This window comes from Falsihalocynthiibacter sp. CO-5D18 (genome assembly GCF_041205445.1).
Lineage (GTDB): Bacteria > Pseudomonadota > Alphaproteobacteria > Rhodobacterales > Rhodobacteraceae > Falsihalocynthiibacter > Falsihalocynthiibacter arcticus.
The window spans coordinates 273,417-296,274 of record NZ_JBGFCF010000004.1; the positions used below are offsets into that span (position 1 = coordinate 273,417).

Here is a 22,858-nt window from a genome sequence, read left to right on the forward strand (position 1 = left end):
GCGCTAGCGTTTCCAACCACCGTTGGCGCGCAGTTGCGTCGACGAAATATCCACCATCGGCAAATTCACAAAACACCACGCAGGGGGCTGCGCCTTTGCAAGCAACATCCGCTCGCTTTCCGGCAAACGCGCGGTGCGAAACCGTCGCGCAGTCGGGCTGCACAGGGCCCGCAACCGATCTCTCGGACGCGCCAAAACCCCCACGCGTACGTTTTTCATGATCCAGTCCCATTGCCCCCAAAGGTGGAATTCCGCGAGGTTATCCGCCCCCATAAGCCATGTAAAATCCACCTTAGGATATTCCGCGAACAACACCTTGAGCGTCGCCGCGGTATAGCGGGTGCCCGCTTGGGCCTCAAAATCCGTCACCTTGATCCGCGGGTGCGTAATCATCGCATTTGCCGCCGCCATACGCCGCGCAATCGGGGCGGGTCCGGTGGATTTCAACGGATTTCCCGGCGACACCAACCACCAAACTTCATCCAGACCAAACCGCTTTAATGCCGCGCGTGAAATATGCACATGCCCCGCGTGGGGCGGATCAAACGACCCTCCCAGCAATCCGATTTTCGCACCAGCGCGCGCAGAGGGAATATCATACCGCATAGGGGTCTCTACCCTTAAACCACCGAAACTCAAACAAAAAACGGCCGCAAGCTGCCTTGCGACCGATGTGAACACATCTCAAATAGCGCCTAATCGGTCGATGACGACTTGGCCCAAAGGTTGATATTGGCTTCGCCCGAAAGACGGTCGATTTCCACCAATTCCGCATCGGTAAAGTCGAGATTTTCAACCGCCCCGACGCAATCAATCACTTGGCTCGGCTTGCTCGCGCCGATGAGCGCCGTCGTGATGCCGCCCCCGCGCAGAACCCATGCAATCGCCATTTGCGCCAGCGTTTGCCCACGACCTTCGGCCATTTCATTGAGCGATTTGATGCTCGCAAAAGTGTTTTCATTCAAGTGACTTGGCAAAAGAGATTTGCCCTGTGTCGCGCGACTGCCTTCTGGAATACCGCCAATATATTTCTTGGTTAACATCCCCTGTGCCAGCGGCGTAAACGCGATCGATCCGACGCCCAATTCCTGCAACGTGTCCTTCAAACCATCGGTTTCCACCCAGCGGTTGAACATATTATACGAGGGTTGGTGGATCACACAGGGCGTACCCAGATCGTTCAAAATCGCCACGGCTTCGCGGGTTTTTTCCGAGTTATACGACGAAATCCCTGCATAAAGCGCGCGCCCCGACCGCACGATGTAATCCAATGCGCCCATAGTTTCTTCGAGCGGTGTTTCGGGATCAAAACGGTGTGAATAGAAGATATCGACGTAATCAAGTCCCATCCGTTTGAGGCTCTGATCACAGGACGACACCAGATATTTGCGGCTGCCGAATTCGCCGTAAGGGCCGGGCCACATCAGATACCCCGCCTTGCTCGAAATGATCATCTCGTCGCGATATCCCGCGAAATCTTCGCGCATAATTTCGCCAAACGCGGTCTCTGCGGAGCCGGGAGGGGGGCCGTAATTATTCGCCAAATCAAAGTGGGTGATGCCGTTGTCAAACGCCGTTTGCAGGATGGCGCGCTTGGTCTCATGCGGCGTGTCGCCGCCAAAATTGTGCCACAGGCCAAGCGACAGCGCTGGCAGCTTTAGTCCGGATTTTCCACAGCGGCGGTATTGCATTTTTTCATAGCGGTTTTCAGCAGGGGTATAGCCCATGAAAATATCCTTTATTTGAGCAGCCTCAGGAGGGGATTACCCCCCTAAGGCATGATTTATTACAGGCTGGCGTTACAGGTTTTCGCCGCTTCGATGGCTTTTAACGTGCCGTCGAGATTGATCGTAAAGGCAAATTCCGACTCTGGAAACACAGTCATTTCATACTGCTGCATGAGGTCTGTCACGAATTGCGGGTCGTCCGAAAGGATGTATCCGCCCGAATATCCGTCGGTGATATTTCCGCGCATCCCTGTGCTTTCGCCAAGGTAAATATTGTCACCAATCAAGATGCCAATCTCACTTGTTTCGCCCGCTACGATGTTGGTTTCTTGTGTGGTAAAAACGCCGAGGTACCCAACTGCGCGGTCCTCAGTTAGGCCCATTTGGACCACATTTCCGTCTGAATCCGCTTTTTCAATAAAGCAGGAGAGTTTTTCGATATCTTCAAAGATATTCCACCCCTCGACCGTTTCATAAAAGGCGAATTCATCCGCGGCATAAGCTTGCGTCGCAGTTAATGTCACTGCCGCGGCCATTGCGAGATTTTTCAATGGGATCATTTTATATTCCTTTTTAAGAATGCACCCCAAAACAATGTTGGGTCAGAGGAATTCGTAGTGGGTATCGGTGGTTGAAGTCTAGAGCCAAAAGGGAATGCTCGCCAGTTAGTCGGGCAAATAGTGGCGCTGTACACCGCTCCTCCGACATAAAAATGGCCCCACATACAGAAGGGCCACCATTTTCTAAAACGCGCGGGTTCTAGAAGCTCGCCATGCACTTACGTGCGGCTTCCATGCCCCTCATCGTCCCATCCAGATTGATCTCTAGCGTGTAAGATCTTCCCGAAAAAACAGACATAACATATTGTTGTGCAATATCTTCTGCGAGTTGTTCGTTGTCATACAAGAAATAGCGCCCCATGTAACCGTTGCTTAATTTCCCACGAACGCTTTTGGATTTACTTTTATAAGAATGATCGCCGACGACGATTTGAATCTCTTGAATTTCGCCGTCTTTAAGGCCAATTTCTGTTTGGGTGAACACCCCGACATAGTCAAATAAATTGTCAGTCGTCCGCCCCATTTGCACAACGTTATTCAAGTCATCCTTGCGTTCCATAAAACAGGTTTTAGCTTCGAGATCTTTCCAAATATTCCACCCCGCAACGGAGACAACTCCTTCAAAACGATTTTGAGCAAAGGCACCGGTTACACTCATTGAAACGAGTGCAGCTACGGATATAATTTTAAACACGGACATAATAATTTTCCCTTAATACGCGCCCATTGGCAGCAATAGGCCGCCACACAGCGACCCTACTCCCCGACCGGCAGCTGATCAAACTTTTTTCTCCCTCGCCCCGCAAACCCTTTGCCCCCTTGCCCTCAACCCCCACAAACTATACGAAAAGCCAACCCACCTTTACCTCGGAGAACCCTCATGGCCGCTTATCAATATGTCTACTTCATGGACGGAGTCTCCAAAACCTACCCCGGTGGTAAAAAGTGTTTTGAAAACATCCGTCTAAACTTCCTTCCCGGCGTGAAAATCGGTGTCGTTGGCTCCAACGGATCGGGTAAATCGACCCTCATGCGCATCATGGCGGGCATGGACAAGGATTTCGTTGGCGAAGCATGGCTCGCAGAAGGCGCCCGCGTCGGCTATCTCCCCCAAGAACCAACTCTCGACGAAACCCTCGACGTGCGCGGCAACGTGATGCTCGGTGTCGCCGATAAAAAAGCCATCCTTGATCGCTACAACGAACTCGCGATGAACTACTCCGAAGAAACCGCCGAAGAAATGGCCGCCCTTCAGGATGAGATCGACAGCCAAAACCTCTGGGACCTCGACGCCCAAATCGACGTCTCCATGGAAGCCCTGCGCTGCCCCCCCGATGACGCCGATGTCTCCACCCTCTCCGGTGGTGAAAAACGCCGCGTCGCCCTGTGCAAACTCCTCCTCGAAGCCCCCGATATGCTCCTCCTCGATGAGCCAACCAACCACCTCGACGCCGAAACAATCGCTTGGCTCCAACAACACCTGATCGACTACAAAGGCACCATCCTCTGCGTCACCCACGACCGCTATTTCCTCGACGACATCACAGGCTGGATCTTGGAACTCGACCGCGGCGCAGGCATCCCCTACGAGGGCAACTACTCCGCTTGGCTTGAGCAAAAAGCAAAACGCCTTGAAAAAGAAGCCAAAGAAGACAAATCCAAGCAACAAACCCTCGAGCGCGAACTCGAATGGATGCGTCAATCACCAAAAGCTCGCCAAGCCAAATCCAAAGCGCGGATAAACTCCTACAACGACCTCGCCAATCAATCCGAGCGTGAAAAAGTCGGCAAAGCCCAGATCATCATCCCCAACGGCCCCCGCCTTGGCACCAAAGTGATCGAAGTCGAAGGCCTCAAAAAAGCCATGGGCGACAAACTCCTTGTTGAGGACCTCAGCTTCGCCCTGCCCCCCGGTGGCATCGTCGGCGTGATCGGCCCCAACGGCGCGGGTAAAACCACCCTGTTCCGCATGTTCACCGGCCAAGAAAAACCCGACGAGGGCACAGTTGAATTCGGCGATACCGTCAAACTCTCTTACGTCGACCAAAACCGCGACGACCTTGATCCAAACGCCACCGTGTTTGAAGCCATCGGCGACGGCGGCGAAATCATCAAACTCGGTGACGCCGAAGTCAACGCCCGCGCCTACTGCTCCTCCTTCAACTTCAAAGGCGGCGATCAACAGAAAAAACTCGGCATGTTGTCGGGCGGCGAACGCAACCGCGTCCACATGGCGCGCCTCCTAAAAGAAGGCGGCAACGTCCTCCTCCTCGATGAACCAACCAATGACCTCGACGTCGAAACCCTCCGCGCCCTCGAAGACGCCCTCGTCGATTTCGCAGGCTGCGCCGTCGTCATCTCCCACGACCGCTTCTTCCTCGACCGCATCTGTACGCATATTCTAGCCTTCGAAGGCGACGCCCACGTGGAATGGTTCGAAGGCAACTTCGAGGATTATGAGGAAGACAAAAAACGTCGTTTGGGGGCGAATGCCCTTGAGCCTACGCGGATGAAGCATAAAAAATTCGTACGTTGATCTTGCAAAGCAAAAGTAACGGGGGCGCGGCAGCGGGTTTGGCAACAAACCTGCCTGCGCACTCCGCTGGAGTTTCAAAATAGCCGCGTTGCAATCCGCTACAGGCTATACCTACCCCTCCATCCGAATGACATTTCGCCAATCCAGATCGAACTCGCTCATGAGAGCGCTATACCCCTTGCTTGCACGCAAAGCCTCGTATGTTTTTTGGATAGAATCCATAGACGGATACCCCACTGCCAACAAACGACGCCCGGCTGCCGGACCTGTTAATATGGTGCAATAGCGCATGATCATAGCTCCGTTTTTCTCAAAGTGCGGAACTTCAGCGCTCATTGCCTTTAGTTTCAAATCCTTGCATCCCCACCGAGTCACCACTCCGTAGGCAGGAACCTCCATAGAGGTTTTGGACAATCCAAGGTCCTCTATTTTCAGTATATTGCGGAGCGTAACCGAGACATTTCCGTCTGCCACAAGCTCTTTATAGGCTGCCGATTTTGCATAAACATTAAAGGCTCCATCAATACCGTTCAGCTCTTCGTAACTCTGAAACAAGATCAATTGCCCAGTTTGCTCGCCCGTCGCGAGAACTCCGAACCGTGTGGTCAGCGCTCCGGCATCGCTCTTTAATTCTCTACAGAGTTTGGACAGAAGTTTAAGGGCTTGCCCCACAAAGGGCTGCTTACAGGCAGCAACAGTAACCATCATATATCTTGGAGTAGTCATACTATTCTCCTAATAATTGTTGTTCACAAAAATACTGCCCTTAAGAAATGCCGTTGCCTACCTCGATAATTGTCGCCCCTACTCTTTGAAACCTGCGGAAAGGTTGATGAGACTATAGCACAATTCCATTCAGTTTTCTCGTTCTTAAACTAAGACCCGCACAGTCGAGCTTTCATACTGCTTGAATCGAACAGATCCTCAAACCGCCCGTCCCTCCTCATCCCGATCTTCCCGCGCCTCGATCACCTTGCTCAACCGCAACTCCGCAAACAGCGCCAGCACATCATTCATCACCTTCTGATACCCCGCCCCATAAGCGCGGTAGTATTTCAGCACAGGTTCCTCCAGCAAAAGCGTCACCCGCGCATTGCGCGGCGTAAAGCCAAACGCCTCTGAAATCTCCTCCCAATCCTCTGGGATAAATTCGCGCCGCAGTTCCGCCGCCCGCACCGCCGTACTCACCCGCGCCAGCGTATTCTTCGCCATCCGCACGTGCCGATGCTGTTCCTTCGTCGCCCGTCGATCCGACGCAGGCTCAATCCTATCCCGAGTATTTTTGTTGTGTGGCGTGACCATCGCGGCCTCCATTTTGTGTAAAATATGGCCCCATCCTCCCACCAAATCGTTAACGCCCGCGCAAACCTGCGGCCGCACATCCCGCCCCTATGGAAATCATATGTAAAACATATGCAAATAACGCCCCGCCTTTTGCCGTTGCCACACCGCGTTAAGACAGCGCCCAAAAATCATGCAACACGCCCCTTTTTGCCCGATTTTCGCCCACAACCCCGCAATCCCCCGCACCCATATCTCGCCCTATCTGTCCCTTCGCGCGCGCCGTGTCTACACCGTGATATGGCCCAAAAATTGCGCATAACCATCCTAGAATCCGATCCCGAGCGTGCCCGCATGATCGTCGACGGACTCTGCGACGCGGGCGATTTCACCATCACCATCCTAGGCAATGAAACCTCCTTAAATCAACGCCTTAGCGAGCTAGACCCTCACGTCGTCCTCGTCGATATCGCCAATCCCAGCCGCGACACCCTCGAAAGTCTCTCCCTCGCCTCAGGGGCCAATAAACGCCCCGTCGCCATGTTCGTAGACCGCTCCGACCCCGAGCTAACCAAAGCCGCAATCGACGCGGGCCTTTCCGCCTATGTCGTTGACGGCCTTACAAAAAATCGCATCAAACCCATCCTCGACGCGGCCATCGCCCGCTTCAATATGGTCTCGCAAATCCGCAATGAACGCGACGCCGCCAAGGCCGCGCTGGCCGAACGCAAAACCATCGACCGCGCCAAGGGACTCCTGATCGCCGCCAAGGGCATTTCCGAAGAAGAAGCCTACGCCCTCCTGCGCAAAACCGCGATGAACCAAGGCCGTAAAACCGCCGACATCGCCCACGCCCTCGTCACCGCCAGCGAGCTCCTCAAATGACCCCCCTCTCCTGCGCCTTCGTCCCCCTCGTTGACTCCGCCCCCCTCATCGTCGCCCACGAGCTCGGCTTCGCTCGCGCCAACGCTCTCAAGCTCAATCTGGTGAAACATCCCAGTTGGTCCTCCCTCCGCGATAGTCTCGCCCTAGGGCAAGTCGACGCGGCGCAAATGCTCTCGCCTACGCCCATCGCCACCTCGCTAAATCTTGGGAATCTCCCAGTAAAAATTGATGTTTTGATGGTGCTTTCGGTCAATGGCAATAACATCGGCGTTGCACCAAAACTGGCGCAGAAGATGCGCGGCAACGGCTGGAGTGGGGCCTTCCAAGCCCCGCGCGAGACGGGCCTTCACCTGATCAAATCCGCGGGCGAAGCCCTGCGGGTGGGCATCCCTTTTCCCTTCGCTATGCACGTCGAACTGCTACACCACTGGCTCAGCGCCCTCGGCCTCCCAGAGCGTGCCCTCGACATCAAAGTCGTCCCTCCTCCCCGCATGCCCGACGCCATCGCCAATGATGAAATCGATGCCTTTTGTGTTGGAGAACCTTGGGGGTCCCTCGCCGTCGAACAAGGTGTTGCCGAACTCATCCTTCCCGGCTCTGCCATTTGGAATTTCGCCCCCGAAAAAGTCCTCGCAACCCGCCACGACTGGACACAAAACCACCCCGAAGAAACCAAATCCCTGATGCGCGCTACCTATCAAGCCGCCTGCTGGCTCGAAGACCCGTCCAACCGTATGGTCGCCGCCGACCTCCTCGCAAGCGCAGAATACCTCGACCTCCCCGAACACCTGATTGACCGCGCATTGACAGGGCAAATTGCCCCGACGCGCAACGCTCAACCCCAATACGTTCCACAGTTCCAACAGTTCCACGGAACCGCCGCAAATTTCCCGTGGCGCAGCCAAGCCGCATGGATCGCGACGCGATTAGCTAAGCGGTACAGTCTTGACCCCGTTCATGCTCGTTCGGTTGCACGCAACTGTTTTCGCACAGATTTATACCGCCACAACCTTGAAGGCCTGGGGGTGGACATGCCCGCAGCCTCTGAAAAACTGGAGGGCTCCCTTGCTGCTCCAACGCTCGTTGCCTCAACCCGTGGAGAGATGATTCTGGGGCCAGATGCATTCTTTGATGGCGAAATTTTCGACCTCAACGCCTAATTGCGCCCATTTATTATGCAGTCGCAGAATTTGACGGAAAATTCGGCCACAAAGCCTCGCCGCACCGCAGCAACCCGCGTACAAATAGACCAACGCTGAGCAACGCCGCTTAGTCAATACCGTCCAGCGATGGACGACATGAGCAAAGCCGCTCGATTCTTCTGACATGTCCTCCCGTGTCTCTTGAATCGTGCGGCTTTTTTCGTTCTTGCCCCTTCCTCCAACATTATCGGGGGCGCAATACAGAAGGAATTATTCGATGAAATATGCACTTAGCATGGCCGTGGCGACGAGCTTTGCCCTCGCGGCTCCCTCATGGGCTGAAATGCTGGACCTCGAAAAAGATGAGCTTACAATCGGCTTCATCAAACTCACGGACATGGCTCCGTTGGCAGTGGCCTACGAACTTGGATATTTTGAGGACGAAGGCCTCTATGTCACATTGGAACCGCAAGCCAACTGGAAAGTGCTTCTAGACCGTGTGATCGACGGCCAACTCGACGGCGCGCACATGCTTGCAGGGCAACCTATCGCGGCGACTATTGGCTATGGCACAGAGGCCCACATCATCACCCCCTTCTCGATGGATTTGAACGGCAACGGCATCACGGTTTCCAATGCCATTTGGGAAAAGATGCTGCCACACGTTCCAATGGACGACGCGGGCAAACCCGTTCACCCAATTTCTGCCGCCTCGTTGAAACCTGTTGTTACCGAGTTCGCCGACAAGGGCGAGCCTTTCAAAATGGGCATGGTTTTTCCTGTTTCTACTCATAACTATGAGTTGCGCTACTGGCTGGCTGCGGGTGGGATTGAGCCGGGATATTACTCACCCGACGACGTTTCCGGCCAAATCGCGGCTGATGTTCTACTCTCCGTCACCCCCCCGCCACAGATGCCCGCGACCCTCGAAGCGGGTACAATCCATGGATATTGCGTGGGCGAGCCATGGAACCAAGCGGCGGTCTTTAAAGGCATCGGCGTCCCTGTTGTGACCGATTATGAAATCTGGAAAAACAACCCAGAGAAAGTCTTCGGCATCACAGCAGAATTCGCAGAAGAAAACCCAAACACAACACTTGCCGTCACCAAAGCCCTCATCCGCGCTGCGATGTGGCTGGATGCAAACGACAATGCCAACCGTCCAGCAGCGGTGGAAATCCTGTCGCGCTCTGACTATGTTGGTGCGGATTACGACGTGATCGCGGCCTCGATGACCGGCACATTTGAATACGAAAAAGGCGACGTGCGCGACGTGCCTGATTTCAATGTTTTCTTCCGGTATTTCGCGACGTACCCCTATTATTCCGACGCGGTTTGGTACCTGACCCAAATGCGCCGATGGGGCCAAATACCTGAAGGCAAATCCGATGCTTGGTACGATGAAACAGCAAAAAGCATCTATAAACCAGAGATTTACCTCGCCGCAGCAAAGCTCTTGATTGAAGAAGATCTCGCAGCTGAAACTGACTTCCCATGGGACACTGATGGCTACCGCGTCGAGACACCCGAAGGCGATATCATCGACGGCGTTGTCTATGACGGGCGCACCCCCAACGCCTATATCGACAGCCTGATCATCGGCCTCAAAGGCGAGCAAACCGTTCAGCCCAGCGGCATCACTAATTAAAAATACCTCCCCCAGCTCCCCTCAGGGAGCTGGGTTTCTTCACTTGAAACTATACGCCAGATTGGAGACGGTCAGATGACCACAGTCGAGCCCGAATTCGCCGCAAATATCGAAAAAGAAGCCAAACGCGCGCGCCTTTTCACACGTATCAACAAAGCCGACGCATGGTTCTCTGTGCTGGGCCTTGCGTGGATGACCCCCATTCTGAAAGCCTTCGCTGGAGACAACCCACGGGCCCAAATGAAGCAAATCTGGTTGCTCTTGGGCGTTCCGCTGTTGTCGATCGTGTTGTTTTTGGCTGCTTGGGGCGCCCTCGCACCCAAAGTGCAAACCTCCCTTGGGGCTGTTCCTGGTCCTGCGCAGGTTTGGGAGCAAGCCAAAGTGCTCCATGCGGACGCCATTCGCGAAGGTCAAAAAGAAAAACAATTCTATGAGCGCCTAGCAGTCCGCAACGAGAAACTGATTGCTGAAGGTAAATCGGACCAGATTAAAGACCGCGCCTATACGGGCAAACCAACGTATTACGACCAAATATGGACCTCCATTCAAACCGTCTTCTTTGGCTTTCTCATTGCCTCGGCGATTGCAATCCCCCTCGGAATTGCTGCGGGTCTCTCGCCGATCGTGAACGCGGCGATCAACCCCCTCATCCAGATTTTCAAGCCCGTCTCTCCCCTCGCATGGCTGCCAATCGTGACGATCATCATTTCGGCCACGTATGCCACCAACGACGGCCTGTTCTCAAAATCTTTTCTCACCTCCGCGATCACGGTAACGCTGTGCTCGCTCTGGCCCACCCTTATCAATACAAGCCTCGGGGTCGCGAGCATCGACAAAGACCTGATCTCGGTGAGCAAAGTCCTTAAGCTCTCGACCTTCACCAAAATCACCAAACTCGTCCTCCCCTCGGCCCTACCTCTGATTTTCACCGGATTGCGCTTGTCCCTCGGTGTGGGCTGGATGGTTTTGATCGCGGCGGAAATGCTGGCCCAAAACCCCGGTCTAGGGAAATTCGTCTGGGATGAATTCCAAAATGGCTCCTCGCAATCCCTCGCAAAAATCATGGTTGCGGTCCTGACCATCGGCGTTATCGGCTTCTTACTCGACCGTCTGATGTTCACAATCCAATCGCTCTTTACCTTCTCAGAGAACAGGTGATCGACATGGCCGTTGTAGAATTCAAGAATGTTTTTAAAGGCTTTGGCATCGGCACCGCCCATGTCGACGTGTTGCACGATCTGAGCCTTAAAGTGGAGGAAGGCGAATTCCTTGCCATCCTCGGATTTTCCGGCACAGGGAAATCCACGCTGATGAACATGGTCGCGGGCCTCACAACTCCTGACAAGGGCGAAGTCCTTTTCCGAGACGCGCCCATCACCGGCCCCGGCCCTGAACGTGGCCTCGTGTTTCAAAGCTATTCCTTGATGCCATGGCTAACGGTGTCTGGAAATGTTGCCCTCGCGGTGGACTCGGTTTTCAAAAGCAAAAGCAAAGCGGAACGCGCAGAAATCGTCGCCAAATACATCGAAATGGTGGGGCTCTCCCACGCCGGAGATCGCCGTCCAGCAGAGCTTTCCGGCGGTATGCGCCAGCGGGTTTCGGTGGCCCGTGCGCTGGCGATGAACCCAGAAGTGTTGCTCTTGGACGAGCCATTGTCAGCACTTGACGCCCTCACCCGCGCCAATCTCGCGGATGAAATCCTCGACATTTGGAACGCCGACAAAAAGACCGTGATCCTGATCACCAATGACGTGGACGAGGCGATCATCATGGCCGACCGCATCATCGCCCTCAACCCCGATGGATCGCTGTCAGAGCCCTTCAAGGTTAATATCCCGCGCCCCCGCGACCGTATTGATATGAACGACGATGTTGTGTTCAAAACACTACGGGCGACAATCACCAAACACCTCATGAATGTGGGCATCACTGGCCGCGTTGAAGGAACCCGCACCCTCCCCGACGTCACCCCCATTCACGGGGTGCCAGCAGCCGTTGCCAAAGCCCAAGAGGGCCTAATCGACGAACGTTTCCTCGATTTCTCGCAACTGCACAAAATCTATCCCACCCCTAAAGGCCCTCTCACTGTGGTTGAGGATTTTGACCTCAAAGTGAACCGCGGCGAATTTATCTCGCTCATCGGGCACTCTGGCTGCGGTAAATCCACTGTTCTGACCATGGCTGCAGGCCTCAATGATATCTCAAAAGGCGGTATTCGTCTGGATGGCCGCCACGTTCAAGGCGCTGATCCCGAACGCGCCGTGGTGTTTCAGTCGCCCAACCTGTTCCCGTGGCTGACCGCCAAAGAGAACGTCTCGATTGGGGTTGATAAAGTCTATCCCAAGGCCTCAATGGCGGAGCGCCAAGACGTCGTGGAATACTACCTTGAGCGCGTCGGTTTGACGGATTCCATGGACAAAATGGCGACCTCCATGTCCAACGGGATGAAGCAACGCGTCGGCATCGCCCGCGCCTTTGCCTTGTCGCCCAAACTGCTTCTTCTGGACGAACCTTTTGGCATGCTCGACAGCCTCACCCGCTGGGAATTGCAGGAAGTTTTGATGGAAGTCTGGTCGCGCACAAAGGTAACCGCCGTTTGTGTCACCCACGATGTTGACGAAGCCATTTTGCTGGCGGATCGCGTGGTCATGATGACCAACGGTCCCCAAGCGACCATCGGAAAAATCGTCGACGTTGATTTGCCACGGCCGCGCACCCGCAAGGCCCTGCTAGCCCATCCCGACTATTATAACTACCGCGCCGAGGTTCTTGATTTCCTTGAGGAATATGAACACGGCAAGAACCCAAAGAAAGCGAAAGAGGAGGCTGCATGATGGCCCAGAAACTCGTTATTATTGGCGCTGGAATGGCGTCAGGACGGGCCTTGGAAGAGTTGATCAAACTCGACCCTAGCGCCTACGACGTCACGCTTTTCAACGCGGAGGCGCGCGGCAATTATGATCGCATCATGTTGTCGCCCGTTCTCTCTGGGGACAAGGCCTTTGAAGACATCATCATCCACACGTCCGACTGGTATGCCGAAAATGGCGTGACGTGCCGTTTTGGTGAAAAAGTCGCGAAAGTGGATCGGGAACGCAAGGTTGTTATTGCGGAAAACGGCGACAAAGTCCCTTACGACAAGCTGATCTTCGGCACGGGTTCAAACCCTTTCATCATACCGCTTCCCGGGCATAATCTGGAAGGCGTGATTGCCTATCGTGACCTCGAAGACACCAACAAAATGATCGAACTTGGCGCCAAAAAAGACGCCAAAGCCGTGGTGATTGGTGGCGGTTTGCTGGGTCTTGAAGCAGCGGCGGGTTTGGCCCTGCGCGGCGTCGACGTCACGGTTGTTCACATCATGGGCCACTTGATGGAACGGCAACTTGATGAGGCCGCAGGATACCTTCTGCGCAAAGCCTTAATCGACAAGGGCATCACTGTGCTCTGCTCGGCCAACTCCAAGGAAATCACTGGCGAAAACGGCCACGTAAAGGCGTTGGTGTTGGATGATGGCACCGAGCTACCCTGTGATTTACTGGTTATGGCCGTGGGCATTCGCCCCAACGTTGCCCTCGCCAGCGAGGCCGGCTTGATGGTGGGCAAAGGCATCCATGTGGACGATCAAATGATCACGTCGGACGCCGATATTTTTGCCGTTGGCGAATGTGTGGAGCATGACGGCGCGATCTTTGGCCTCGTCGCACCGCTTTATGACCAAGCCAAAGTTTTGGCACGCACATTGGTCAATCAGGACGCGAAATTCGTACAGCGCGAGATTTCCACCAAGCTTAAAGTAACAGGCTGTGACCTGTTTTCGGCAGGCGACTTTGCCGAAGCCAGCGACCGCGAAGACATCGTTTTCCGCGACCCGTCGCGCGGCGTTTACAAACGGTTGGTGCTCAAGGAAAACGCCGTGATCGGCGCGGTGATGTACGGCGACACGGCCGACAGCAACTGGTTCTTTGGCCTGATCAAATCGAGGGAGGACATCAGCGAGATGCGAGACACGCTGATCTTTGGCCCTGCCTTTCAAGGGGGTGCCCCCTTGGACCCTATGGCGGCCGTTGCAGCCTTACCAGATGACGCTGAAATCTGTGGTTGTAACGGCATTTCCAAAGGCGAGATTATCGCCGTAATTAACGCAGGCTCCAACTCATTGGACCTTGTAAAGGTGACGTCCAAAGCGGGATCATCCTGTGGCTCCTGTGTGGGTCTTGTGAGCCAAGTCTTGGGCCTCACCCTTGGCGACGCGTTCCAAATGCCCGAGAAGGGAACGATCTGTAAATGTTCAGACCTCTCGCATGACGATGTGCGCAAATTGATCATCGCCAAGGAGCTAAAATCCATCCCTGCCGCGATGCAGGAGTTGGATTGGAAGACGTCCTGTGGTTGTCACGTGTGCCGCCCCGCGCTCAACTATTACATGGTTTGCGCATGGCCCGGCGAAGAAGTGGATGACTCGCGCTCGCGCTTTATCAACGAACGTGTGCACGCCAACATTCAAAAAGACGGAACCTATTCCGTCGTGCCTCGCATGTTGGGCGGCATCACCACACCCAATGAATTGCGCGCAATTGCTGACGCCGCTGACAAGTACAACGTGCCAACGGTGAAAGTCACAGGCGGGCAACGGATCGACTTACTGGGCATCAAAAAAGAAGATTTGCCCGCCATTTGGTATGATTTGGGCGAGGCGGGCATGATCTCAGGGCAAGCCTATGCCAAAGGATTGCGCACGGTAAAAACCTGCGTTGGTACCGATCATTGCCGCTTTGGCACGCAAGATTCAACAGGGCTTGGCATCAAAATCGAGAAGGAAATGTGGGGTGCATGGTCACCGCATAAATTCAAGCTCGCGGTGTCTGGCTGTCCGCGCAATTGTGCGGAAAGCACCTGCAAAGACCTCGGGATAATCTGCGTAGATAGCGGCTATCAAATCTTGGTAGGGGGGGCCGCAGGCCTTGACCTTCGCCAAACGGAATTGCTGATGGTGGCCAAAACCGAGGAGGAAGCCATCGACGTTGCTTGCGCCTTCTACCAGCTCTATCGCGAAGGCGCGCAATACCTGCACCGCCCCTACAAATGGATCGACAAAGTCGGCCTTGATTGGGTCAAAGAACAGGTTGTGGACGACTTGGAAAACCGCGGAGCGTTGGCCGCCCGCTTCCGCTACTCCCAGCAGTTTTATCAGATAGATCCATGGGCAGAACGTGCGAAAAAAGGCGTTGATGCGCATGAGTTTGAACCCCTCGCAGATTTCACAAAGGTAGCCGCAGAATGACACAGTTTATCGACATCGGAGCCACAACTGACATCCCCGTTCGCGGTGCACGGATCGTGCGGACTCTGCGAGGCGACATTGCGCTTTTTCACACAGCATCGGGCGCAATCTATGCTGTAGACGAGTATCTCGAGGGCAAAGCGGGCCCCCTCTCCAACGGCATCCAGCACGACGAAAAAGTGACCGATCCCATGCGAAATTGGATCTTTGATTTGGCCACGGGCGAAGCCCAAGGCGCGGATGAAGGATGCGTCGGCACCTATGAAGTCAAGGTCGAAAATGGACGCGTCCTCCTTGCGGCTTCTGCAGTCTTGGCACAGGTGGCGGCTGAATGAAGGCCGTTAAAACAACCTGTCCCTATTGCGGGGTTGGCTGCGGGGTTTTGGCCTTCGCTGACGGCACAATTAAAGGCGACCCCGACCACCCTGCGAATTTCGGGCACCTGTGTTCCAAGGGATCGGCGCTCGGCGAAACCCTCGATTTCGAGGGTCGTCTTCTCGCACCGCAGATCGGCAAACGGGACGCAAGTTGGAACGATGCACTCGATCTGGTTGCAAGAAAATTTCGCGACGCAATCGACGAACACGGCCCCGATTCCGTGGCGTTTTACGTTTCAGGGCAATTGCTGACCGAAGATTACTACGTCGCCAACAAGTTGATGAAGGGCTATATTGGAAGCGCCAACATCGACACCAATTCGCGCCTGTGCATGGCGAGTTCTGTGACGGGCCACAAGCGTGCATTCGGCACCGATACCGTGCCCGGAAATTATGAAGACCTCGATCAAGCCGACCTTGTTGTTCTGGTGGGAAGCAACCTCGCGTGGTGCCACCCAATACTGTTTCAGCGCCTTGTCGCAGCCAAAGCCGAACGCCCCAATATGCGCGTTGTCAATATTGACCCAAGGCGCACAGCCACCAGTGATTTGGCCGACCTCCACCTTGCGATTAAACCCGATGGTGATGCCGCCCTCTTTAACGCGCTTTTGATCGAAATCGAGGACCGAGGTGCCGTCAATACCCCTTATGTCGCTGCACATGTTACAGGCTTTGACGCGACCCTAACTGAGGCCCGCGTTAGCAACCCTAAAGATTGCGGTTTGACCCATGCGGAAATCGCAGAATTCATCGATCTTTGGATCGGAACTGAAAAAACCGTCACCATTTATTCGCAAGGCGTTAACCAATCCGCCGTCGGGACAGATAAGGTTAATGCCATTCTCAATTGCCACCTTGCAACAGGCCGAATTGGCCGTGCCGGAATGGGCCCCTTCAGCGTCACTGGCCAACCAAACGCTATGGGGGGACGGGAAGTAGGCGGGCTTGCAAATATGCTCGCGAACCACCTTGATTTAGAAAACCCCGCCCACCGAGACGCCGTGCAAACCGCATGGAACGCGCCGGTAATGGCCGACCATGCGGGTCTCAAAGCGGTCGACTTATTTCAGGCTTGCGCGGACGGTAAAATCAAGGCGCTCTGGGTGATTTCAACCAACCCCGCGGTGTCGATGCCAAATTCGGCGTTTGTCTCGCAAGCGATTGAAAATGTAACCTTTACCGTTGTGTCGGATATTATAGAGCATACCGACACGGGGGCGCTTGCTGATGTTTTACTTCCCGCCACAGGCTGGGGCGAAAAATCAGGGACTGTTACGAATTCCGAACGCCGCATAAGCCGCCAAAGGCCGTTTATTCCTGGCCCAAAAGAAGCCCGCCCAGACTGGCGCATCCTCTGTGATGTGGCCAAACGCATGGGCTATGTTGAGGGGTTCAATTTCACCAGTCCCGCACAAATTTTCGACGAATACGCCAAGCTTTCGACCGCCACAGGACACTTCGGCAAAGACTTTAACATTTCCGGCCTCGCGGGCCTAAGCGAAGCAGATTACGACACACTTGCCCCCGTGCAATGGCCCATAAAAACAGGGCAAATCCCACAGGAACGGTTTTTCGCCAATGGCGGTTTCTATCACACTGACGGCAAGGCAAAAATGATCCCGATTACGCCGCCACAACCCGCTATTTCTGCGCATAGTTTCCGGCTAAATTCCGGCCGTATCCGCGACCAATGGCACACGATGACCCGAACCGGAAAAACGGCGCGTTTGGGTCAACATATTTCCGAACCCTTCGCCGAAATCCACCCGCTTGATGCCGAAAAAATCGGTGTATCCGATGCAACCCTTTTGCGTATTTCTGGTCAAAACGGCAGTGCAATTTTGCGGGTCATGATTTCGGAACGCGCCCAGATCGGCAGCCTGTTTGCGCCGATGCATTGGACCGCCAGCTTCTCGAAAACTGGGCGCATTAATGATGCTGGCGACTCGCAAGTTGATCCAATTTCGGGCCAACCTGCGCTCAAGGGTGCACAAGTGACCGCGCAAGCGTTTGAAGCTGGATGGTATGCCTTTGCCGCGACCGATCATGAAATTCAATCCAACCGCCCCTATGTTGCAAAAATGCGCAGCGATACCGGTTGGCGTGCCGAAATCGCTGGCGTAAAACCACCCACGTCATGGGAGCAGGAAGCACGCGAAACGCTTGCGCTCCCGATGGGCGACGCGATGGTTTTTGAGGATATCAATCGTGGCACTGTTCGCGTCGCAATTGTCGAGAACGGCATCCTTAGAGGCGCATTTTTTGCCGCAAAATCGCCCGTCGCGGTGGCGCGTGGATTTGTTATTTCGCTCATCGGATCAAAGGGTGCGACCCATGTTTTAGCCGGCGTTCCTGGCGCGGACCAGCCAGATCCGGGCGCGACGGTTTGTGCCTGTATGAACGTAGGGATAAATACCCTTCGCGCCGCGATCGATGCGGGATCAATGACTGTCGAGGCCCTTGGAAACTGCACGGGCGCGGGAACGAACTGCGGCTCTTGCAAGCCAGAACTTCAAGCTTTACTAAGAGATGTACCCTCATTGAAAGTAGCCGCTGAATGACAAAACTTGCCCCCTATGTCCGAATACTTGGGCGGGGGCCGGGACGTTCCCGCTCTCTTACTCAAGAGGAAGCCTTTGAAGCGTTTTCCCTCGTTCTAAGCGGGGATTGCGCGCCTGAGTCCGTCGGGGCCCTGTTGATGCTCATGCGGTTTCGAGGCGAGAACAGCGCCGAAATCGCAGGCTGTGTTCAAGCCCTAAGAGCACGCATTTTAGGCTGGGAAACGGTGCCTGTCTCTCTGGATTGGCCGACCTATGCGGCGGGACGCACACGTGGCTTGCCCTACTTCCTACTGGCGGCAAAACTGGTAGCTCAAAGTGGAGAAACTGTGCTTTTGCATGGCTGGAATTCGCATCAAAACCCGTTGGCCTCCGTACGCGAACAACTCGCTCCACTGGGCATTGCGTCCGTCACAACCCCGCAACAAGCCCGCGATGCTCTGCAACACAATGGCGTGGCCTATGCCCCCCTTGAAGACCTCTCGCCTGAAGCCTTTAGAGTTCTGAAGTTGCGGGATGTTTTTGGACTTCGCTCGGCTGTGAACACCACGTTGCGGGTCTTTAATCCAACGGGGGCACTGGCTTCTGTTCAGGGAGTTTTCCATCCATCCTACCGCGAATTGCAAGCCGATGCAGGCGCGCTTTTGGGCCTCCCCTCTCTCTCTGTTATCAAAGGCGGCGGCGGCGAATTTGAGCGCCATCCGTCCAAGGATGTTCAAGCCTTTGGATTGCGCGAAACAGTCGCATGGGAGGGGATCGCCCCTGCCCTCATGCAGGAAACCCGCAAGCTGGCAGAAGACGCGCCAGAGCCCAACAACCTCGCGGCTTTCTGGCGCGGCGATATCACCGATCCTTTTGCCGAAGCCATCGTAACGGGTACAACCGGGCTCGCCTTGCTAACGCTTGGAAAAGCCGCGACAATCCAACAAGCGGACGAACGCGCACGGCAACTTTGGGCCGCACGCACACCGTCCATGTAGGAGAAATCGGTGAAAACATTTCCAATGTTCCTGACAGTCGCTGGGCGTCGCATCGTTATTTGTGGCGGCGGCGAACAAGCGGCGCAAAAATGTCGGCTGGCTTTAAAAACCGAAGCGCAAATTGTGATCGCCGCCGGCGGCGAACTTGACGACGAACTCGCAGGTATAATCGCCCAAGGGCAAGCAGAACTTCATAGCACGGACGTAACCGTCGAGGTGTTTGAAGGCGCGGCTTTGGTCTTTATCGCAACGGGCTGCAAAGGGGCGGACGGAGCTCTTCATGCCATTGCGAAAGCGGCTGGCGCAGTTGTAAACGTTGTTGATCAGCCTGCGCTTTGCGATGCGATGACCCCTTCTATTGTGGATCGAGATCCCGTTGTGGTAGCTATCGGCACTGAGGGGACCGCGCCCGTTTTAGCGCGGCAAATCAAGACCCGCATGGAGGAGTTGCTCGAACCAAACCTCGGCGATTTGGCCGCCCTTGTTGGACGGCTCCGCGACAGCGCGGCGCATCATCTCGGTCCCATTCAACGGCGCGATCTTTGGCGCTGGGTGTTTACGGCCAGCCCGCGTGCGGATTTCACCGCAGGACGCGAACGGCCCGCCGCTCTGGCGATCAAAAATGCCATTGCGAACGGCGGCGCACCTGCCCAAGATTTACCAGGGCTTTGTTTGGTTTCGACGGGACAAGGCGGGCGGGATATGATGACGTTGCGGTCGGTCAAACGGCTTCAGGACGCGGACGTCATTTTCTACGATGGGGCCTTTGATCGCAGCTACCTTGAGTTCGCGCGGCGCGATGCCGAACGCGTGGAAGCGCCGCGAGATCAGCCCATTGAAACGACATCAGAACAATTGATCAAGGAGGCGCGGGCCAATCGGCGGGTTGTGTGGTTAACCCACGAAAACCCCGAAACCTGTGTGCAATGTGGGGCGCTTAAATCGGCCTTCGCAAGCGCCGAACTTAAGTGTGAAACGGTGGCCGGCGTATTTTCACCAGCCACCGAATAGGTCATTCCGCCGCGTCGAGATAGCTTTCGAGCGGTGGGCAGGTACAGATCAAATTCCGATCCCCAAAGACGTTGTCGATCCGCCCAACAGGTGGCCAATATTTGTCGACTTTGAACGATCCGGGAGGGAAACAACCCTGCTCACGCGTGTAGGGGCGATCCCAGTCGCCAACCAGCGATGCAACCGTATGTGGCGCATGTTTGAGCGGGTTGTTGTCGGCATCCATTTCACCGGATTCAATCGCTGCAATCTCAGCACGAATTGAAAGCATCGCATCGATAAAGCGATCTAACTCGGCCTTTGTCTCGGACTCGGTTGGCTCAATCATCAGCGTGCCCGCTACGGGCCAACTCATGGTGGGCGCGTGGAAACCGCTGTCCATTAGGCGCTTGGCGATATCATCCACAGTCACATGCGCAGATTCCGCAAACGGGCGCGTATCAAGGATACACTCGTGTGCGACGTTGCCGCCCTTGCCCGTAAACAAAACGTCATAGGCCCCCGATAGGCGCGCACGAATGTAGTTGGCATTGAGAATGGCAACTTTGGTCGCGTTGGTGATCCCTTCGCCGCCCATCATCAAGCAATATGCCCAGCTGATTGGCAGGATGGAAGCCGAGCCAAATTGTGCTGCGGAAACAGGGCCTTCGCCGCCACCAGGCATTTCTGGATGTCCTGGAAGGAAAGGCTCAAGGTGCTTGCGAACACCGATTGGGCCCATTCCGGGACCACCACCGCCGTGCGGGATGCAGAAGGTTTTGTGCAGGTTCAGGTGGCTTACGTCGCCACCCAATTTCCCCGGTTGAGCCAGACCGACCATCGCGTTGAGGTTCGCGCCGTCGATATAAACCTGGCCGCCGTAGGAGTGGGTGATTTCGCAAACATCCCTAATTGTTTTTTCAAACACGCCGTGGGTGGAGGGATAGGTGATCATACAGGCCGCGAGATTGTCGCCTGCGGCTTCGGCTTTGGCGCGGAAATCTTCCACGTCGATGTCGCCATTTTCTGCGGATTTGACCACAACAACCTTCATGCCCACCATTTGCGCAGAGGCCGGATTTGTACCATGCGCAGAGACCGGAATGAGGCAGACGTCGCGGTTCATATCGCCGTTTGAGCGGTGGTACGCTGCGATAGCAAGCAGCCCCGCGTATTCGCCCTGCGCGCCGGAATTTGGCTGCATCGACATCGCGTCATAGCCCGTAATCATGCACAACCGCTCCGACAGATCCTTGATCATTTCAAGGTAACCCGCGGTTTGATCGACAGGCGCGAAGGGGTGAATGGAGTTGAATTCCGGCCATGTCACCGGCATCATTTCAACCGCCGCATTGAGCTTCATAGTGCACGATCCAAGCGGGATCATCGTGCGATCAAGCGCCAAATCACGGTCCGCGAGGCGACGCATATAGCGCATCATTTCCGCTTCGGCACGGTTCATGTGGAAAATCGGGTGAGTTAGGAAATCGCTGGTCCGCAGAAGCGCATCAGGGAAGTTTTGCGACAGGGTTTCGGAAGTGTTCGCCTGCCACTCTGTAGCCTTTGTGTCCAATCCAAAGGCACGCCAAACGCCTTCAATAACCGCGGCGTCAACAACCTCATCCACAGAAATTCCGACACGAGTTGTCCCAACTTTCCGCAGGTTAATCCCTTCGGCCTCGGCGTTCTTCAATATCGCATTTTGGAATGCACCGACTTCGACTGTGACGGTGTCAAAGAAGGATTTGGTCTCAACTCCAAAGCCCGCGTCCGTCAGGCCTTTGGCCAAGGCTTGCGCATTAAAATGCACCATTTCCGCGATAGATTTCAGACCTTTGGGGCCGTGGAACACGGCAAAGAAACTCGCCATAACGGCCAGCAAGGCTTGGGCTGTACAAACGTTCGACGTGGCTTTTTCGCGGCGGATATGTTGCTCTCGAGTTTGCAGACTGAGTCGGTAAGCCTTGTTACCTTGGGAGTCGATTGAGACCCCAACAATCCGGCCCGGCATAGAGCGTTTGAAGTTGTCCGCACAGGACATGAAGGCCGCGTGTGGGCCGCCAAATCCGAGAGGCACGCCAAAGCGCTGCGCCGACCCAACGGCGATATCCGCCCCCATCGCGCCGGGTTCTTTGAGCATGGTCAATGCCAAAAGGTCGGTTGCCATTGTTGCGCCGGCTTTGGCCGCGTGAAGCGCTTCGATCTCAGGGGTGAAATCCCGCAATACGCCGAAGGTTCCGGGGTATTGGAAGATCGCGCCAAAGACTTCTTCGGCCTTAAGATCATCCACATTGCCAACAATCACTTCGATCCCCAAGGGGGCCGCACGTGTTTGAATAACGGCAATATTTTGGGGATGACAATTTTCGTCCACAAAGAAGGCGTTGGCCTTGGATTTAACCACGCGTTGCGTCATGACCATCGCTTCGGCACAGGCCGTAGCTTCGTCCAAAAGCGACGCATTCGCGACCGGCAAACCAGTCAAATCCGACACCACAGTCTGGAAGTTGAGCAACGCCTCTAGACGACCTTGCGCAATCTCGGGTTGGTAGGGCGTATAGGCCGTGTACCAAGCGGGATTTTCCAAAATGTTGCGTTGAATCGCGGGGGGTGTCACGGTACCGTAATACCCCTGCCCGATCAGATTGGTCATCACCTTATTTTTCTTTGCCGTCACACGCATTTTCGCAAGCAAACCGTGCTCTGTCATGGGCGCCCAAGGCAAGGGCTCGGTCTGACGAATACTGTCAGGAACCGTTGCATCAATCAGCGCATCAAGCGACGGATATCCGATCACCTCAAGCATCTGCGCCATTTCTTCGGGCGAAGGGCCAATGTGGCGACGGTTGGCGAAATCGTAGGTGTTATAACCAGTGGTTTGATAGGGCAT

General features: G+C 55.1%; 18 protein-coding genes. 11 read left to right on the forward strand and 7 right to left on the reverse strand.

Translation table 11 applies throughout. The features are described 5' to 3' along the window. Positions 1-3 precede the first annotated feature (3 nt). From AB9F27_RS07805 to AB9F27_RS07820, 4 genes are all read right to left on the reverse strand, one after another. The gene (locus AB9F27_RS07805) at positions 4-606 is read right to left on the reverse strand and encodes a nicotinate-nucleotide adenylyltransferase (protein WP_335585629.1); all 603 of its coding nucleotides are present in this window, start codon (positions 604-606) and stop codon (positions 4-6) included. Between the two features lie 89 nt (positions 607-695). Further along, positions 696-1,727 carry an L-glyceraldehyde 3-phosphate reductase gene (mgrA, locus tag AB9F27_RS07810; protein WP_335585631.1) on the reverse strand — a complete coding sequence of 344 codons (1,032 nt, stop codon included), beginning with the start codon at positions 1,725-1,727 and terminating at the stop codon, positions 696-698. A 59-nt stretch (positions 1,728-1,786) separates the two neighbouring features. Further along, entirely contained in the window at positions 1,787-2,287 is a 501-nt protein-coding gene (locus AB9F27_RS07815) for a hypothetical protein (protein ID WP_335585632.1), read from the reverse strand. 199 nt (positions 2,288-2,486) lie between these two features. Further along, positions 2,487-2,987 (reverse strand): hypothetical protein, encoded by a 501-nt coding sequence (locus tag AB9F27_RS07820; RefSeq protein WP_335585633.1) that lies wholly within the window; start codon positions 2,985-2,987, stop codon positions 2,487-2,489. Positions 2,988-3,167: 180 nt separating this feature from the next. Here AB9F27_RS07820 and ettA point away from each other — a divergent pair, with 180 nt between their 5' ends. Continuing rightward, positions 3,168-4,823 carry an energy-dependent translational throttle protein EttA gene (gene ettA / locus AB9F27_RS07825; protein ID WP_335585634.1) on the forward strand — a complete coding sequence of 552 codons (1,656 nt, stop codon included), beginning with the start codon at positions 3,168-3,170 and terminating at the stop codon, positions 4,821-4,823. A 111-nt stretch (positions 4,824-4,934) separates the two neighbouring features. Here the strand turns inward: ettA and AB9F27_RS07830 are convergent, their stop codons facing one another. Together AB9F27_RS07830 and AB9F27_RS07835 are read right to left on the reverse strand one after the other, a co-directional pair. Continuing rightward, positions 4,935-5,549 (reverse strand): hypothetical protein, encoded by a 615-nt coding sequence (locus AB9F27_RS07830; RefSeq protein ID WP_335585635.1) that lies wholly within the window; start codon positions 5,547-5,549, stop codon positions 4,935-4,937. 198 nt (positions 5,550-5,747) lie between these two features. Further along, positions 5,748-6,203, reverse strand: coding sequence for a BrnA antitoxin family protein (locus AB9F27_RS07835; protein ID WP_335585636.1), 456 nt, complete (start codon positions 6,201-6,203; stop codon positions 5,748-5,750). A gap of 201 nt (positions 6,204-6,404) precedes the next feature. On the opposite strand from AB9F27_RS07835, the gene AB9F27_RS07840 reads away from it, so the two are divergent. From AB9F27_RS07840 to AB9F27_RS07885, 10 genes are all read left to right on the forward strand, one after another. Then, positions 6,405-6,989 (forward strand): ANTAR domain-containing protein, encoded by a 585-nt coding sequence (locus AB9F27_RS07840; protein ID WP_335585637.1) that lies wholly within the window; start codon positions 6,405-6,407, stop codon positions 6,987-6,989. Then, a complete protein-coding gene (locus AB9F27_RS07845) occupies positions 6,986-8,149 on the forward strand; it encodes an ABC transporter substrate-binding protein (protein ID WP_335585638.1) in 1,164 nt (387 codons plus the stop codon). Before AB9F27_RS07840 ends, AB9F27_RS07845 begins: the two co-directional genes overlap by 4 nt. A gap of 277 nt (positions 8,150-8,426) precedes the next feature. Continuing rightward, positions 8,427-9,779, forward strand: a complete 1,353-nt coding sequence (locus AB9F27_RS07850; protein WP_369757642.1) for a CmpA/NrtA family ABC transporter substrate-binding protein — start codon at positions 8,427-8,429, stop codon at positions 9,777-9,779. A gap of 75 nt (positions 9,780-9,854) precedes the next feature. After that, positions 9,855-10,937 carry an ABC transporter permease gene (locus AB9F27_RS07855; RefSeq protein ID WP_335585640.1) on the forward strand — a complete coding sequence of 361 codons (1,083 nt, stop codon included), beginning with the start codon at positions 9,855-9,857 and terminating at the stop codon, positions 10,935-10,937. A gap of 5 nt (positions 10,938-10,942) precedes the next feature. After that, positions 10,943-12,613, forward strand: a complete 1,671-nt coding sequence (locus tag AB9F27_RS07860) for a nitrate ABC transporter ATP-binding protein (RefSeq protein ID WP_335585641.1) — start codon at positions 10,943-10,945, stop codon at positions 12,611-12,613. Next, entirely contained in the window at positions 12,613-15,063 is a 2,451-nt protein-coding gene (gene nirB, locus AB9F27_RS07865) for a nitrite reductase large subunit NirB (protein ID WP_335585665.1), read from the forward strand. Before AB9F27_RS07860 ends, nirB begins: the two co-directional genes overlap by 1 nt. Beyond that, positions 15,060-15,398, forward strand: coding sequence for a nitrite reductase (NAD(P)H) small subunit (locus tag AB9F27_RS07870; RefSeq protein WP_335585642.1), 339 nt, complete (start codon positions 15,060-15,062; stop codon positions 15,396-15,398). The genes nirB and AB9F27_RS07870 overlap by 4 nt, the downstream gene beginning before the upstream one ends. Further along, positions 15,395-18,001 carry a molybdopterin-dependent oxidoreductase gene (locus AB9F27_RS07875; protein WP_335585643.1) on the forward strand — a complete coding sequence of 869 codons (2,607 nt, stop codon included), beginning with the start codon at positions 15,395-15,397 and terminating at the stop codon, positions 17,999-18,001. Before AB9F27_RS07870 ends, AB9F27_RS07875 begins: the two co-directional genes overlap by 4 nt. Next, positions 17,998-18,978, forward strand: a complete 981-nt coding sequence (locus AB9F27_RS07880) for a glycosyl transferase family protein (RefSeq protein ID WP_335585644.1) — start codon at positions 17,998-18,000, stop codon at positions 18,976-18,978. Before AB9F27_RS07875 ends, AB9F27_RS07880 begins: the two co-directional genes overlap by 4 nt. A gap of 9 nt (positions 18,979-18,987) precedes the next feature. After that, positions 18,988-19,989 (forward strand): NAD(P)-dependent oxidoreductase, encoded by a 1,002-nt coding sequence (locus tag AB9F27_RS07885; RefSeq protein WP_335585645.1) that lies wholly within the window; start codon positions 18,988-18,990, stop codon positions 19,987-19,989. A 1-nt stretch (position 19,990) separates the two neighbouring features. Here AB9F27_RS07885 and gcvP read toward each other — a convergent pair whose 3' ends face one another. Further along, positions 19,991-22,858 carry an aminomethyl-transferring glycine dehydrogenase gene (gene gcvP, locus AB9F27_RS07890; protein WP_335585646.1) on the reverse strand — a complete coding sequence of 956 codons (2,868 nt, stop codon included), beginning with the start codon at positions 22,856-22,858 and terminating at the stop codon, positions 19,991-19,993.

Excerpts from the sequence above, each read along its gene's own strand:
- AB9F27_RS07805 (WP_335585629.1), bottom strand. The coding sequence starts at position 606 with ATGCGGTATGATATTCCCTCTGCGCGCGCTGGTGCGAAAATCGGATTG.
- mgrA (WP_335585631.1), bottom strand. The coding sequence starts at position 1,727 with ATGGGCTATACCCCTGCTGAAAACCGCTATGAAAAAATGCAATACCGC.
- AB9F27_RS07815 (WP_335585632.1), bottom strand. The coding sequence starts at position 2,287 with ATGATCCCATTGAAAAATCTCGCAATGGCCGCGGCAGTGACATTAACT.
- AB9F27_RS07820 (WP_335585633.1), bottom strand. The coding sequence starts at position 2,987 with ATGTCCGTGTTTAAAATTATATCCGTAGCTGCACTCGTTTCAATGAGT.
- ettA (WP_335585634.1), top strand. The coding sequence starts at position 3,168 with ATGGCCGCTTATCAATATGTCTACTTCATGGACGGAGTCTCCAAAACC.
- AB9F27_RS07830 (WP_335585635.1), bottom strand. The coding sequence starts at position 5,549 with ATGACTACTCCAAGATATATGATGGTTACTGTTGCTGCCTGTAAGCAG.
- AB9F27_RS07840 (WP_335585637.1), top strand. The coding sequence starts at position 6,405 with ATGGCCCAAAAATTGCGCATAACCATCCTAGAATCCGATCCCGAGCGT.
- AB9F27_RS07845 (WP_335585638.1), top strand. The coding sequence starts at position 6,986 with ATGACCCCCCTCTCCTGCGCCTTCGTCCCCCTCGTTGACTCCGCCCCC.
- AB9F27_RS07850 (WP_369757642.1), top strand. The coding sequence starts at position 8,427 with ATGGCCGTGGCGACGAGCTTTGCCCTCGCGGCTCCCTCATGGGCTGAA.
- AB9F27_RS07855 (WP_335585640.1), top strand. The coding sequence starts at position 9,855 with ATGACCACAGTCGAGCCCGAATTCGCCGCAAATATCGAAAAAGAAGCC.
- AB9F27_RS07860 (WP_335585641.1), top strand. The coding sequence starts at position 10,943 with ATGGCCGTTGTAGAATTCAAGAATGTTTTTAAAGGCTTTGGCATCGGC.
- nirB (WP_335585665.1), top strand. The coding sequence starts at position 12,613 with ATGGCCCAGAAACTCGTTATTATTGGCGCTGGAATGGCGTCAGGACGG.
- AB9F27_RS07870 (WP_335585642.1), top strand. The coding sequence starts at position 15,060 with ATGACACAGTTTATCGACATCGGAGCCACAACTGACATCCCCGTTCGC.
- AB9F27_RS07875 (WP_335585643.1), top strand. The coding sequence starts at position 15,395 with ATGAAGGCCGTTAAAACAACCTGTCCCTATTGCGGGGTTGGCTGCGGG.
- AB9F27_RS07880 (WP_335585644.1), top strand. The coding sequence starts at position 17,998 with ATGACAAAACTTGCCCCCTATGTCCGAATACTTGGGCGGGGGCCGGGA.
- gcvP (WP_335585646.1), bottom strand. The coding sequence starts at position 22,858 with ATGCCCTATCAAACCACTGGTTATAACACCTACGATTTCGCCAACCGT.